The following is a 14,068-nucleotide window of genomic DNA, read 5'->3' as shown; positions in this document are numbered from 1 at the left end:
GGGGCAGTTTCGTGCGCCGCGCCAGGCGCGGCCGCAAGAACACCAAGTTGCAACGAGACCGCCGACAAATCGCGATTGGCTCTTGCCGCCGGCGGCGGCCTCGCTCATCCATGACGTGCAAACGACAGCCTGGGACCAGCGATGACCAATGCCAGCCTTCACCTCGTCGAAGCGACGATCGAACAATTGCGCCGCGCGCTCGACGGGGGCATCGTCACCAGCGCCGAGCTGGTCGGTGCATATCTGCGGCGCATCGCGCATTTCGACCGCCACGGCATCAGCCTCAACGCTGTCCCCGTGCTCAACCCTGGCATGTTCGAGGAGGCGGCCGCCTCCGACCAGCGGCGCCGCGATGGCGCTGTGCTCGGGCCGCTCGATGGCATTCCCTACACCGCCAAGGACAGCTACAAGGTCGCCGGCCTGACGGTGGCCGCCGGCTCGCCGGCCTTCGAACATCTCGTCGCCAATGAGGACGCCTTCACCATCGCCCGGCTGCGGGCCGGCGGCGCCGTGCTGATCGGCCTCACCAACATGCCGCCGATGGCCAATGGCGGCATGCAGCGCGGTGTCTATGGCCGCGCCGAAAGCCCCTACAATGGCGACTACCTGACCGCCGCCTTCGCGTCGGGCTCCTCCAATGGCTCCGGCACCGCAACAGCCGCCAGCTTCTGCGCCTTCGGGCTCGGCGAGGAAACCTGGTCGTCCGGCCGCGCGCCAGCCACCAACAACGCGCTGGTCGCCTACACGCCGTCGCGCGGCGTCATCTCAGTGCGCGGCAACTGGCCGCTGGTGCCGACCATGGATGTCGTGGTGCCGCATACGCGGACCATGCCCGACATGCTCGAACTGCTCGACGTGATCGTCGCCGACGACCCGGAAACGCGAGGCGATTTCTGGCGCGCGCAGCCCTGGGTCGAGCTGCCGAAAAGTTCTGACATGCGGCCGCCGCGCTACACCGATCTCGCGCTGGCGGGATCGCTCAGAGGTCTGCGGCTCGGCGTGCCCAGGATGTATGTCGGCCGCGACGCCGAGGCCGGTCAGCCGATCGAAACCCGTGCCTCGGTGCTTGCCCTGTGGGAGCGGGCGGCGGCGGACCTCGAGCGGCTTGGCGCCGAGATGGTGGAAGTCGATTTCCCCGTCGTCTCCAACTATGAGCGCGACCGCCCCGGCGCGCGCACCATGGTCGAGCGCGGGCTGGTGCCGCAGGAGTTCGCCGACCACGAAATCTGGGATCTCTGCATCTGGGGCTGGGACGATTTCCTGCGCGCCAATGCCGATCCGGCGCTGCCCGACCTCGCCTCGGTCGACGGCCCAAAGATTTTCCCGCAGCCGCCGGGCACGCTGCCCGACCGCTATGATGGCGGCTTCGACCTGGCCGAGTATGTCGAGCGGGCCAAATCCGCCGTCACCCCCGTCACGGAGATCCCGACCATGGAGGATGGCCTGAAGGGGCTGGAAGCGGCAAGGCGGATCGATTTCGAGGACTGGCTGGATGCGCGGGGCATCGACGCCGTGGTGCTGCCGGCCGCCGCCGATGTCGGGCCGGCCGATGCCGACGTCAACGAGGCGTCGGCCGCACTCGCCTGGCGCAACGGCACCTGGGTCGCCAACGGCAATCTGGTCTGGCGCCATTTCGGCATCCCGACCGTCACCGTGCCGATGGGAACCATGGCCGACATCGGCATGCCGGTCGGCCTGACCTTCGCCGGCAAGGCTTATGACGACGAAAGGCTGCTGCGCATGGCCGGCGACTACGAGCGCGCCACGCAGCGCCGCACGAGCCCGCCACGCACGCCTGAACTGGCTGATGACGTGTTTTCAGGTCGTCCCGGCCAAACCGGCAATGGCAAGGCGCCACCGCTCGCGATCGCGCTTGCCGCCGAGACGCGCACCTTGGGCGACCAGGACGAGATCACCATCGTGCTAGACCTGCCTGTCGAGGCAGAAGCGGAAAACGTCAGCGTCAAGGCGCATGTCAATGGAGAGGCAGTGGCGATGCAGCGGAGCGGTGCACGCTTCAGCGGACGGGCGCTGATTCCGGCCAGTGAGCACAAGCGGCTCCACAGCGTCTGGCGCGATCCTTATGGCTCGATCGTGACGGCGGTGGTGCGGCTGGATGATGGGCGCAGCGCTGGCGCCTATGTGGTTACCGGCGGGATCGGGTGAGGGTTGCGGCCGCCCTCGCTGCTACCCCCGCGCCGCCCACACCAACCCGCGCTCGACGATCAGCGCCATTTCCGGCACCGCGAACTCATCCGCTGTGTGTCCAAGGGAACTGTAAAACACCTTCCCCAAACCATAACGCCGCTTCCAGACCACCGGCATCACCACGCCGCCTATCCCCGGGAAATGCGCGTCGGAGAAGGTGGTCGTCGCGAGCACCTCGTTGCTCGGATCGACATGCATGTAATATTGCTCCGACCGGTAGGCGAAATCACTGACGCCCCTTGTGATCGGGTCGTCCGGTCTGGTGATCACCACCTGATAGTCGATGATGTTACCGGGATGCGCGACCCATTGGCCGCCGGTCATGAACTGATAGTCGGGCTCGTTGCGGAAGCTGTCGCCCATGGTGCCGTGAAAACCGCCGAGCCCGGTTCCCTGGCGAACCGCAAGCGTCAGGTTCTGAAGTTCGGCCTTCTCGATCGTCGACATCGTGATCACGGGTACGATGAGATCGAAGGAAGCAAGCTCCGGGTCGGCGAACATCGCCGTGCCCTGGCCCAGCGTGACGTCGAATCCATTGCGTTCAAGCAGCGTGCGGATGACGTTGGCACTGCGCTCGGGCGTATGGCCTTCCCAGCCGCCCCAGGCGATCAAGGCTTTCTTCGGCATGGTGTCCCTCCCTGGAGCTGTCCGCGGTGATCGATCCGGCGCTTGCCTCAGCGCCAGCCCAGCGCCGGCGCGACATGGGTCAGGATCGCCTCGATGACATGCGCGTTGTAGTCGACGCCGAGCTGGTTGGGCACGGTGAGCAGCAGCGTGTCGGCCTCGGCGATCGCCTCGTCCTGCGCCAATTCCTTGATCAGCACATCCGGTTCGGCGGCATAGCTGCGCCCGAAGATCGCCCGCGTATTCTCCTCGATGAAGCCGATCTGGTCGCGGCTCTCGTTGCCGCGCCCGAAATAGGCACGGTCGCGGTCGTCGACCAGCGCGAAGATGCTGCGGCTGACCGAGACGCGCGGCTCGTGGCTGTGGCCTGCCGCCTTCCAGGCTTCGCGATAGATCCGGATCTGCTCGGCCTGCTGGATGTGGAACGGCTTGCCGCTCTCGTCGAATTTTAGCGTCGAGCTCTGCAGGTTCATACCGAGTTTCGCCGCCCATTCCGAAGTGGCGTTGGTGGCGGCACCCCACCAGATCCGCTCGCGCAGGCCCTCCGAATGCGGCTCGAGCCGCAGCAGGCCTGGCGGATTGGGAAACATCGGCCGTGGATTGGGCTGTGCGAACCCCTCGCCCCGCAGCGTGTCGAGGAAGACCTCGGCGTGATGCCGCGCCATGTCGGCGTCGCTCTGCCCTTCCTGTGGCGCGTAGCCGAAGTAGCGCCACCCGTCGATCACCTGCTCGGGCGAGCCGCGGCTGATGCCAAGCTGCAGGCGACCGCCGGCGATGATGTCGGCCGCGCCCGCGTCCTCGGCCATGTAGAGCGGATTCTCGTAGCGCATATCGATGACGGCGGTGCCGATCTCGATGCGGCTGGTCTTCGCGCCGACGGCCGCCAGCAGCGGGAATGGCGAAGCGAGTTGGCGGGCGAAGTGATGGACGCGGAAATACGCGCCATCCGCACCCAGCTGCTCGGCGGCGACGGCGAGGTCGATGGACTGCAGCAGCGCGTCCGATGCCGACCGCGTCTGCGACTGTGACGAGGGCGTCCAGTGCCCGAATGAGAGGAAGCCGATTTTCTTCATGGAAATGCGATATAAGGATGCGGGCCAGGCTTCAATGCAAAAGCGATGGCGGGACCTGAAGAGACCTCGTCATATCCGCGTTACCAGGCAACGAAATCCGGCCCCCGGATCGGGCTCTTGATCGGGCGCGTCACTCTGCCGCCTGAACTCGACTTGCCTGGATGATTGCCCGGATTTCGGCGCGGCAGGAACCGCAATTGGTGCCGGCCTTCAGCGTACTGCCGATGGCTTCGACGCTCGTGCAGCCTCCCGCCACGGCCGCCGCGATCTGGTTGGCGCCGACGTTGAAGCAGGAGCACACGATCGCGCCGGCATCCGGCCGATCGGCGCCGGCGCGGCCGGCGACGATCCGGAAGCGTTCGCGCTGTCCGGCGTGGATTTCGTCGAGTTGTTCCGCCGCCCAGCCGCGCGACACGGCGACCGGTCCGGGCGCGACGAACAAGGCGCCGGACAATTGGGCGCCGTCGAAAGCGGCGATGCGATGCTGGCCGGCGTCGCGGTCATGATAGGCGAGCATGTCGCCCCCCGGCGGCGCGCCGAACAGGGACCCGGCGAAGCCGGCCCAGTCGATGTCGTCATCGGCAAAGGCGAGTTCGACCCGCCAGCCACCCCTGCATTTCGCCACGGCCCAGTAGGGCGCGGCAATCGACGCCGGCTTCCGGCGCATCACGGCAAAGCCGAAGGCTTTCGCGGCAAACGGCTCGACGCGGGCGGCGACATGTTTCAGCGCCGGCTGGCCCGAAACCGGATCGGTCAGCGGCGCGGTCAGCGTGTCGAGCCGGCCCCTTGCGGCAAACTGATCGGTCCAGTGCATCGGCGCAAACAGGCTGCCCTGGCGCTGGCGAGGCGTGACCAGCGCGCGCACCAGCACCTCGCCGCGCAGGCTGGCAACGCGCACGATGTCGGCGTCGCCGATGCCGTGGTGCTGTGCATCCGCCGGGTGGATTTCGACGAACGGCTCGGCGATATGCTGGGACAGCCGCGGACTTTTGCCGGTCCGCGTCATGGTGTGCCAGTGGTCGCGGACGCGGCCGGTGTTGAGGATCAGCGGGAAGTCCGGACTGGTGCGGATTTCCGTGGCGGGACGGATGGCAATGAAGCGCGCCTTGCGGTCGTGTGTGTAGAAATCGCCGTCGGCGAAGAAGCGTGAGCTGGATGAGCCACCTGCGGCCTGAGCGCCCTCCGCTGGGCTCGATGCCGGCCATTGGAAGGGCGCCAGCGCGTCGTAATCTTCTCCATCGATTCCGGCATAGGCACCGATATCGAAATCCCGCGCGCCATCATTTTCGAATCCGGACAGGGCGGCGTGTTCGGCGAAGACCTCCGCCGGCGTCTCATGCGCGAACGCAGCGCCAAAACCCATCCGCTTGCCGACTTCGGCGATAATCCGCCAGTCCGGCCGCGCCTCGCCGGGCGCGGGCAGAAATGCACGCTGGCGCGAAATGCGGCGCTCGGAATTGGTGACGGTGCCGTCCTTCTCGCCCCAGGCGGCGGCGGGCAGCCGGACATGGGCATGGCGGACGGTGTCGGTGTTGGCCAGCACGTCCGAGACCACGACGAATGGGCAGGCCTTGATCGCCGCTTCGACGGCATCGGCGTCCGGCATCGAATCGACCGGATTGGTGGCCATGATCCACAGCGCCTTGATGCGCCCGTCGGCCACCGCTTGGAACATCTCGACCGCCTTCAGGCCGGGCTTGCGCGCAACGGCTGGCGCATTCCAGAAGCGCCGCACGCGGTCGCGATGGTCGGGATTTTCGATCTCCATATGGCCGGCCAGCATATTGGCCATGCCGCCGACCTCGCGCCCACCCATGGCGTTGGGCTGGCCGGTCACCGAGAACGGCCCTGCCCCCGGTCTGCCGATTCGGCCGGTGGCGAGATGGCAGTTGATGATGGCGTTGACCTTGTCGGTGCCCGACGACGACTGGTTCACGCCCTGGCTGTAGACGGTCACCGTTTTCGCTGTGGCCGCGAACAGGCTGTAGAAGCGGCCAAGTTCGTCTTCGCTCAGCCCCGTGGCGGCGGCAACACCGGCAAGATCGAGCGCCGAGGCAGCGAAAAGCGCTTGCCCGAAGCCGGTCGTGTGCGCCGTGATGTAGGCGCGATCGAGCGCGTTGTGCTGGCCGAGCCAGGCGAAGAGCCCGGTGAACAGAGCGACGTCGCCATCCGGCGCGATCGCCAGATGCATGTCGGCGATATCGGCGGTCATGGTGCGGCGCGGATCGACCAGAACGATCTTCATCTCCGGCCGCTTTTCGCGGGCCGCCGCGATGCGCTGGTAGAGCACGGGATGGCACCAGGCGAGGTTGGAGCCGACCAGCACGATGAGATCGGCGAGCTCGAGATCCTCATAGGTGCCCGGCACCGTGTCGGAGCCGAAGGCGCGGCGGTGGCCAGCCACCGACGAGGCCATGCACAGCCGCGAATTGGTGTCGATGTTGGCCGAGCCGACAAACCCCTTCATCAGCTTGTTGGCGATATAGTAATCCTCGGTCAGCAACTGGCCCGACACATAGAAGGCGACCGCGTCCGGCCCATGCTCGGCGATGGTTTGCGAGAAGGTCGAAGCGACGAGGTTGAGCGTCTCGTCCCAGCCGGCACGGCGCCCGTGGATTTCGGGATAGAGCAGCCTGCCGTCGAGGTCGATGGTCTCGGCCAGCGCCGAACCCTTGGAGCAGAGCCGGCCGAAATTGGCCGGATGGTCGGGGTCGCCGCGGACGGACACTTGCCCGTCCGCGGCGACCTTCGCCAGCACGCCGCAGCCCACCCCGCAATAGGGGCAGGTGGTCCTCACCTCGCGCGCTTCTTCGGTCTCCATGTGTTCAGGCCGCGCGGCTGGCCAGCGCTTCCAGCGCGATGAACAGACGCTCGCCTTCGATCCTGACAGGAATGGTGCGCACCGCGCCCTCGTCGGCGCCGAGCGCCTTGCCCGTCTCCAGCGAGATCACCCAACTGTGCAAGGGACAGGTCACCGCCGTGCCGTGCACGATGCCCTGGCTGAGCGGGCCGCCCTTGTGCGGGCAATGGTCGTCGATGGCATAGACCTGATCGTCCTGGGTGCGGAAGACCGCGACCTTGCCTTCCGGCGTGTCGACGCAGCGCGCGCCGCGGCGCGGAATGTCCGAGAGGGAGCCTATCGATACCCAGTTCATCTCCATCACTCCGCCGCCTGTGCAAACCCGACCGAAGCCATCGGCCGGAATTCGTGCTTGTCCTTGCCGGAAACGCGTTCCGACCACGGGTCGACCTGTGCGAATTTCTGGCTGAAGACGAAGCGGTCGTAATAGGCCTTGCGCTTGCTCGCATCGTCCATGATCTGGCGCTTGATCTCCGGGATGCCGATGCGCTTGGCCCATTTGTAGATGCGCTCGAGATAGCGGCCCTGCTCGCGGTACATCTGCGTCAGCGCCACGATATGCTCCAGCGCCTCGTCTTCCGTCTTCACAAGGCCGAGCACTTCGGTGCCCTTGATGTCGAGGCCGGCGGCGCCGGCGAAGTGGATCTCGTAGCCGCTATCGACGCAGATGACGCCGACATCCTTGCAGGTCGCCTCGGCGCAGTTGCGTGGGCACCCCGACACCGCCATCTTGACCTTGGCCGGCGTCCACGAGCCCCACATGAACTTCTCGATGCGGATGCCCAGGCCCGTCGAATCCTGCGTGCCGAAGCGGCACCAGTCGGAGCCGACGCAGGTCTTTACCGTGCGCAGGCCCTTGGCATAGGCATGGCCGGAGACGAAGCCAGCCTGGCCAAGATCGGCCCACACCGCCGGCAGGTCTTCCTTGCGGATGCCGAGCATGTCGATGCGCTGGCCGCCGGTGACCTTGACCATCGGGATCTCGAACTTGTCGACGACGTCGGCGATGGCGCGCAATTCGGCGGCGTTGGTCACGCCGCCCCACATGCGCGGCACCACCGAATAGGTGCCGTCCTTCTGGATGTTGGCGTGGACGCGCTCATTGATGAAGCGCGACTGGTAATCGTCGGCATAGTCGTCCGGCCAGTCGCAGACGAGATAGTAGTTGAGCGCCGGCCGGCATTTGGCGCAGCCGCAGGAGGTCGTCCACTCCAGTTCCTGCATCACGGCGGGAATGGTCTTCAGGCTTTTGGCGATGATCAGCCGGCGGACTTCGTCATGGCCGAGTGTCGTGCAGCCGCACATCGGCTGCACGGCGGCCGGATTGTATTTGTCGCCGATGGTCAGCACCATCAGCTTCTCGACCAGTCCGGTGCAGGAACCGCAGGAGGCCGAGGCCTTGGTGTGGGCGCGCACGTCGTCGAGCGAAGTCAGGCCCTTGGCCGTGATCGCACCGGTGATCTTTCCCTTGCAAACGCCGTTGCAGCCGCAGATTTCCGCATCATCCGGCAAGGCTGCAACGGCCGCCATAGGGTCCAGCGGGGCACCCCCCTGGTAGGACTGGCCGAAGATGAGCGTGTCGCGCATTTCGGATATGTCGGTCTGCTTCTTCTTGAGGTCATTGAACCAGGCACCATCCGCCGTCTCGCCATAGAGCACGGTGCCGATGATGCGGTCGTCCTTGAGCACCAGGCGCTTGTAGACGCCGGCGGCGGCATCGCGCAGCACGATCTCCTGGCGGTCCTCGCCCTCGGCGAAGTCGCCGAGCGAGAACAGGTCGATGCCGGTGACCTTGAGCTTGGTCGGCGTGTCCATATGGACGAAGGCCGCCGCTTCGTTGCCGGCAAGCTGGCTTGCCGCGACACGCGCCATCTCGTAGAGCGGCGCGACCAGCCCATAGACCTGGCCGTTGACCTCGGCGCATTCGCCCAGCGCGTAGATGTCGGGATCGTTGCTGCGCATGCCGGCATCGACGACGATGCCTCTGTTAACGGCGATGCCCGCTTGCTTGGCCAGCGCTGAATTCGGCCGGATGCCGACCGCCATCACCACCAGCGTCGCCGGGATGATGGTGCCGTCGGCAAGTTCCACCTGGCTGACCTTGCCGTTGCCGGTGATCGCCTGCGTGTTGGCCTTGGTGATGACCTTGATGCCGCGCTGTTCGACGGCGCGCTGCAGGAGATAGCCCGCGGCCGGATCGAGCTGGCGCTCCATCAGCGTCGGCATGACATGCAGCACGGTGACGTCCATGCCCTGCGCGTTCAGTCCCGCCGCCGCCTCGAGCCCGAGCAGGCCGCCGCCGATGACCACGGCCTTGGCGCGCGACTGGGCGGCGAGCATCATCGCCTGCACATCGTCGAGATCGCGATAGGTGAGCACGCCCGGCAGATCATGGCCGGGCACCGGAATGATGAACGGCACCGAGCCGGTGGCGATGACGAGCTTGTCGTAGGGCTCGGTGACGCCGTGATCGGAGGCGACGGTCTTGGCCTCCCGGTCGATGGCGATGATCTTGTGGCCCTTGTAGAGGGTGATGTTGTTGGCGATGTACCAGCCATCGCCGTGGATGATGATCTCCTCATAGGCCTTTTCGCCCGACAGCACCGGCGACAGCATGATGCGGTCGTAATTGACGCGCGGCTCGGCGTTGAAGATGGTGACGGTGTAGCGGCCCGGCGCCTGCTCCAGCAGGTGCTCCAGCATGCGCCCTGGAGCCATGCCGTTGCCGATGATGACGAGTTTCTGTTTGTCCGTCGATTGAACGACCTCGGTCTCGGTGGGGGTCATCCTGGCCTCCTATTCCGCGGCCGCGACGCGGGGCGCGCTGCCGCCCTCGCGCATGCGGTCCGCGCGGTTTTGCTTGATCTGTTCCAACAGCGCCGGATCCGGATTGGCGCCGCCTTCAAAGGCTTCGAGAAACCCGAGCAGTTCTTCCCGGTAGGCGTAGTAGTGCGGATGGGCGAGCAGCGCCTTGCGTGAGCGCGGCCTGGGCAAGTCCACCTCCATGATGTTGCCGATCCGGGCATTGGGACCGTTCGACATCATCACCACGCGGTCCGCCAGCAGGATCGCCTCATCGACGTCATGGGTGACGCAGATGGCCGTCACCTGGGTCCGCTTCCATACGTCCATGAGAACGTCCTGCAGTTCCCAGCGGGTCAGCGAATCCAGCATGCCGAACGGCTCGTCGAGCAGCAGCAGCTTGGGTGACAGCGAAAAGGCGCGGGCGATGCCGACGCGCTGCTTCATGCCGTTGGAGAGCTCGGCGGCAAGCCTGTGCATGGAATCGCCGAGCCCGACGCGGTGCAGGTAATATTCGATGACGTCCTTGCGCTCGGCCGGCGTCGCGTCTGGATAAACCCGGTCGACGCCAAGCGCGACATTCTCGCGCGCGGTGAGCCATGGCATCAGCGACGGCGCCTGGAAGACCACCGCGCGCTCCGGACCGGCGCCCGTCACCTCCTTGCCATCAAGCACGATACCGCCGCTGGAAATACCGTTCAGGCCGGCCGCCATCGACAACACCGTCGACTTGCCGCAGCCGGAATGGCCGATCAGCGTGATGAATTCGCCCTTCTTCATCTTGAGGTCGAACCCGTCGACGACCGTGACCGGGCCTTTCGGCGTCGGATAGACCTTGCACACCTCATAGAACTCGACATAGCGGTCCTCGACCGGCGAGGCCGACGCGTCGCGATAAGCTTTTGGCGGTGCGCTCTTTTGCGTGATCGGCACGACGTTCGGCAGTTGGATGCCGCTTTCGAGGTCGCCGCCTTCGGCGCCGGCGTCGATCAGATACTGGGTCACCGCGGCGCGAAGGCGGATAAACTCCTCGTCATGGTTCATTGCCGCGCGGTTGCGCGGCCGTTCGATGTTGACACGGAACGATGGCCCAAGCGTCGCCTTCGGCCCTGGCTTCAATGGGATAATCCGGTCGGCGAGCAGGATCGCCTCGTCGACGTCGTTGGTGATGAGGATGATGGTCTTCTTCTCCTTGCCGCAGATGTCGGCCAGCTCGTCCTGCAGCTTCGAGCGGGTGAGCGCATCGAGCGCCGACAAGGGCTCGTCGAGAAGGAGGATGTCCGGCCGTGTGGCAAGAGCGCGGGCGACCGACACGCGCTGGCGCATGCCGCCGGAAAGCTCGGCCGGCTTGCGGTCGATGGCGTGCGAGAGGCCGACCAGATCGATGTATCGCCGGGTGATCGCCTGCCGCTCGGCCTTCGGCTCGGCCTTAAGGACGGCATCAACCGCCAGCGCGACATTGCCGTAGACCGAAAGCCACGGCATCAGCGAATAGGACTGGAAGACCACGCCGCGATCGGGTCCGGGCCCGTCGATTTCCTTGCCGCGCACCAGCACGCCGCCGCTGTCTGGCCGAACGAGGCCAGCGATCGCCGAAATCAGCGTCGTCTTGCCGGAGCCGGAAAACCCGACAATGGCTATGAACTCGCCTTCCTCGACCTTGAGGTTGATATCGGACAGGATCTCGGTGCGTCTAGTCCCCTCCCCATAGGCTTTCGACAGGCCGGTCACTTCAAGAATAACCATCGCGCTCTACCTGTTGGCCGAGAAGGTCAGCGCCGACTGCAGCGCGAACATGATGCGGTCCAGCACGAAGCCGATGATGCCGATGGTGAGCACGGCGACCATGATGCGGGCGAGCGACGTGGACGACCCGTTCTGGAATTCGTCCCAGACGAATTTGCCCAGGCCCGGATTCTGGGCCAGCATTTCGGCTGCGATGAGCACCATCCAGCCCACGCCAAGCGACAGCCGCAGCCCGGTGAAGATCAGCGGCAGCGCCGAAGGCAGGACCAGCTTGCGGATCGTGGTGGCTGTCGAAAGCTGCAGCACCTTGCCGACATTGACGAGATCCTTATCGATCGAAGCGACGCCTAGCGCGGTGTTGATCAGCGTCGGCCAGAGCGAGCAGAGGGTCACGGTGACGGCGGAAATGACCAGCGACTTTGGCATCGCTTCGCTCGTATCCACATAGACCGCGGAGACGATCATCGTCACGATTGGCAGCCATGCCAAAGGCGAGACCGGTTTGAAGATCTGAACCAGCGGATTGATGGCGCCGTTGAACGTCTTGGAAAGTCCGGATGCGATACCAAGCGGCACAGCGACGATTGTGGCGATCAAGAATCCCAGACCGACCGTCTCGAGAGATGTGAGTATCTGGTCGAAATAAGTCGGCTTGCCGGTATAGGCCCGCTGCTTGACCTGGTCGGCCTTACCCCCCGCCACGAGTTGCGCATTGCGCGCTTCAAGCCGCTGGTAGAATGCCGCTTCCTTTTCTCGTTCGGCCCAATGGTCGGCCCACAGGACACCGACCTGCTCCCAGACCTGGACCGGCCCTGGAATGGCGCCAAGCGACGTCTGCACGCGCGGTGCAAGCACGCCCCATGCCGTCAGGAAAACGGCGATGCCGAGCAAAGGGATGATGAGGACGCGCTTCAGTTCGCCCAGCTGCTCGGAGACATTGTCGCCGACGGCGATCCTGAGGACCGGCGCCAGCCAGGCGAGGCCAAGCACTTCAAGCCATCTCGCGGCGCTGTTGATGCGCGCGATAAGCCGCCCCTTGCGCATGGCGCGGGCGGTGTCCAGCGCGGCACTTGTTCCCGTTGCGAATGTCATCAGTGAACGGTTCCTGTCTTCATGGTCTAGCTAGGTGGCGGCCGGAGATGGCCGGCCGCCGGTGCGACTTCGTCAGCCAGCAATTTCGGTGCCCTGGACGACCTGGTTGCCCTTCAATCCGATGGGGAGGCTGTCGATGTAGGCGTTGGGCTTCTTGCCGTCGTAGGTCACGCCGTCGATAAACTCGGCCGTCGGCGCCTTGTAGCCGTCGCTGTCCCATGGGAAGTCGGCCTTGTTGGCCTTACCTTCGTCGACCAGCATTTTTGCGGCCTTGAGATAGATGTCGGGCAGGTAGACGGATTTTGCCGTGTTGGCGTACCACTGGTCGTCCTTGCCGACCGGGATCTGGCCCCAGCGCCGCATCTGGGTCAGGTACCAGACGGCATCGGAATAGTAGGGATAGGTTGCGAAATGGCGGAAGAAGACGTTGAAGTCCGGAACGTCCCGCCTATCGCCCTTTTCGTATTCGAACGTGCCGGTCATCGAATTGGCGATGACCGCCTCGTCGGCGCCGACATATTCCGGCTTGGCGAGCATCTTGACCGCCGCGAGCCGGTTGGCATTGTTGTTCTCGTCCAGCCAGATCGCCGCGCGGATCAACGCCTTGGTGATCGCAAGCGTGGTGTTGGGATATTTCTGCGTGAACTCCTTGGTCATGCCGAACACTTTTTCCGGATTGTTCTTCCATATCTCGTAGTCGGTGATGACCGGAACGCCGATGCCCTTGAATACGGCGGCCTGGTTCCACGGTTCGCCGACGCAATAGCCGACGATGGTGCCGGCCTCGAGCGTGGCCGGCATTTGTGGTGGTGGGGTGACCGAAAGCAGCGCGTCCGCCTTGATCTGGCCGGATGTGTCCTCAGGCGAATAGAAGCCAGGATTGATGCCTCCGGAGGCCAGCCAGTAACGCAGCTCGTAATTGTGCGTCGAAACCGGGAAGACCATGCCCATGTTGAACGACTTTCCCTCGGCCTTGAACTGATCGACGACAGGCTTCAGGGCGTCGGCCTTGATCGGATGGACGGGCTTGCCGTTTTCGACCGGAATGTTGGGCTTCATCATCTCCCAGACCGCATTGGAAACGGTGATGCCGTTACCGTTCAGATCCATGGAGAACGGCGTCACCAGTTCGGCCTTGGTGCCATAGCCGATAGTCGCGGCAAGCGGCTGGCCGGCCAGCATGTGGGCCCCGTCGAGCTGACCGGTGATCACCCCATCGAGCAGGACCTTCCAGTTGGCCTGCGGTTCGAGCGTCACATAGAGCCCCTCGTCCTCGAAGTAGCCAAGCTCCTTGGCGACGGCGAGCGGCGCCATGTCGGTGAGCTTGATGAAGCCGAATTTCAGTTCGTCCTTTTCGACTGCAAGCATCTCGGCATGGGCACCGACGGGAAACAGCGTATGCGCCGCCATGAACAGGCCGGCCGTCATCGCACTGCTGACAAGAAAATCGCGACGCGTCACATCTCCAAGCGATGTTCCAGTCCCGATCCATTTCTTCATGGTCTTCTTCATCGTCGTCTCCGGTTGAACGCGATTCCAAAACAAAAAAGCCGCCGGCCAGGTCTTCGCGTCCGGAAATCCGGATCGCGTCTTGACCTGAGCGGCAGCTTTGCCTGTGGCGCCCGCCATTGGACGCCTGTTCCGTGACCCGCGAGGGGCCTGG

The 14,068-nt window shown here is 65.1% G+C and carries 9 protein-coding genes; 1 reads left to right on the top strand and 8 read right to left on the bottom strand.

Annotated features, from left to right (window positions below):
• Positions 1-141 precede the first annotated feature (141 nt).
• Positions 142-2,166 (top strand): amidase, encoded by a 2,025-nt coding sequence (locus NR193_RS18455; protein WP_256752209.1) that lies wholly within the window; start codon positions 142-144, stop codon positions 2,164-2,166.
• 21 nt (positions 2,167-2,187) lie between these two features.
• Here the strand turns inward: NR193_RS18455 and NR193_RS18450 are convergent, their stop codons facing one another.
• From NR193_RS18450 to NR193_RS18415, 8 genes are all read right to left on the bottom strand, one after another.
• Positions 2,188-2,835 carry a ThuA domain-containing protein gene (locus tag NR193_RS18450; protein ID WP_256752208.1) on the bottom strand — a complete coding sequence of 216 codons (648 nt, stop codon included), beginning with the start codon at positions 2,833-2,835 and terminating at the stop codon, positions 2,188-2,190.
• 47 nt (positions 2,836-2,882) lie between these two features.
• On the bottom strand, positions 2,883-3,905 hold the full coding sequence (locus NR193_RS18445; RefSeq protein WP_256752207.1) for an LLM class flavin-dependent oxidoreductase: 1,023 nt from the start codon (positions 3,903-3,905) through the stop codon (positions 2,883-2,885).
• A 130-nt stretch (positions 3,906-4,035) separates the two neighbouring features.
• Positions 4,036-6,726, bottom strand: coding sequence for a nitrate reductase (locus NR193_RS18440; RefSeq protein WP_256752206.1), 2,691 nt, complete (start codon positions 6,724-6,726; stop codon positions 4,036-4,038).
• A 4-nt stretch (positions 6,727-6,730) separates the two neighbouring features.
• Positions 6,731-7,060, bottom strand: a complete 330-nt coding sequence (nirD, locus tag NR193_RS18435) for a nitrite reductase small subunit NirD (protein ID WP_256752205.1) — start codon at positions 7,058-7,060, stop codon at positions 6,731-6,733.
• A 5-nt stretch (positions 7,061-7,065) separates the two neighbouring features.
• Entirely contained in the window at positions 7,066-9,552 is a 2,487-nt protein-coding gene (gene nirB / locus NR193_RS18430) for a nitrite reductase large subunit NirB (protein WP_256752204.1), read from the bottom strand.
• 9 nt (positions 9,553-9,561) lie between these two features.
• The gene (locus NR193_RS18425; protein ID WP_256752203.1) at positions 9,562-11,313 is read right to left on the bottom strand and encodes an ABC transporter ATP-binding protein; all 1,752 of its coding nucleotides are present in this window, start codon (positions 11,311-11,313) and stop codon (positions 9,562-9,564) included.
• Between the two features lie 6 nt (positions 11,314-11,319).
• Entirely contained in the window at positions 11,320-12,405 is a 1,086-nt protein-coding gene (locus NR193_RS18420; RefSeq protein ID WP_256752202.1) for an ABC transporter permease, read from the bottom strand.
• 72 nt (positions 12,406-12,477) lie between these two features.
• Positions 12,478-13,833, bottom strand: a complete 1,356-nt coding sequence (locus NR193_RS18415; RefSeq protein ID WP_375162714.1) for a CmpA/NrtA family ABC transporter substrate-binding protein — start codon at positions 13,831-13,833, stop codon at positions 12,478-12,480.
• Positions 13,834-14,068 lie beyond the last annotated feature (235 nt).

It is taken from the genome of Mesorhizobium sp. Mes31 (assembly GCF_024519675.1).
Taxonomy (GTDB): Bacteria; Pseudomonadota; Alphaproteobacteria; order Rhizobiales; family Rhizobiaceae; genus Mesorhizobium.
Note: the sequence above shows the minus strand (reverse complement) of the source record. Positions and strands in the feature narration are given on the sequence as shown.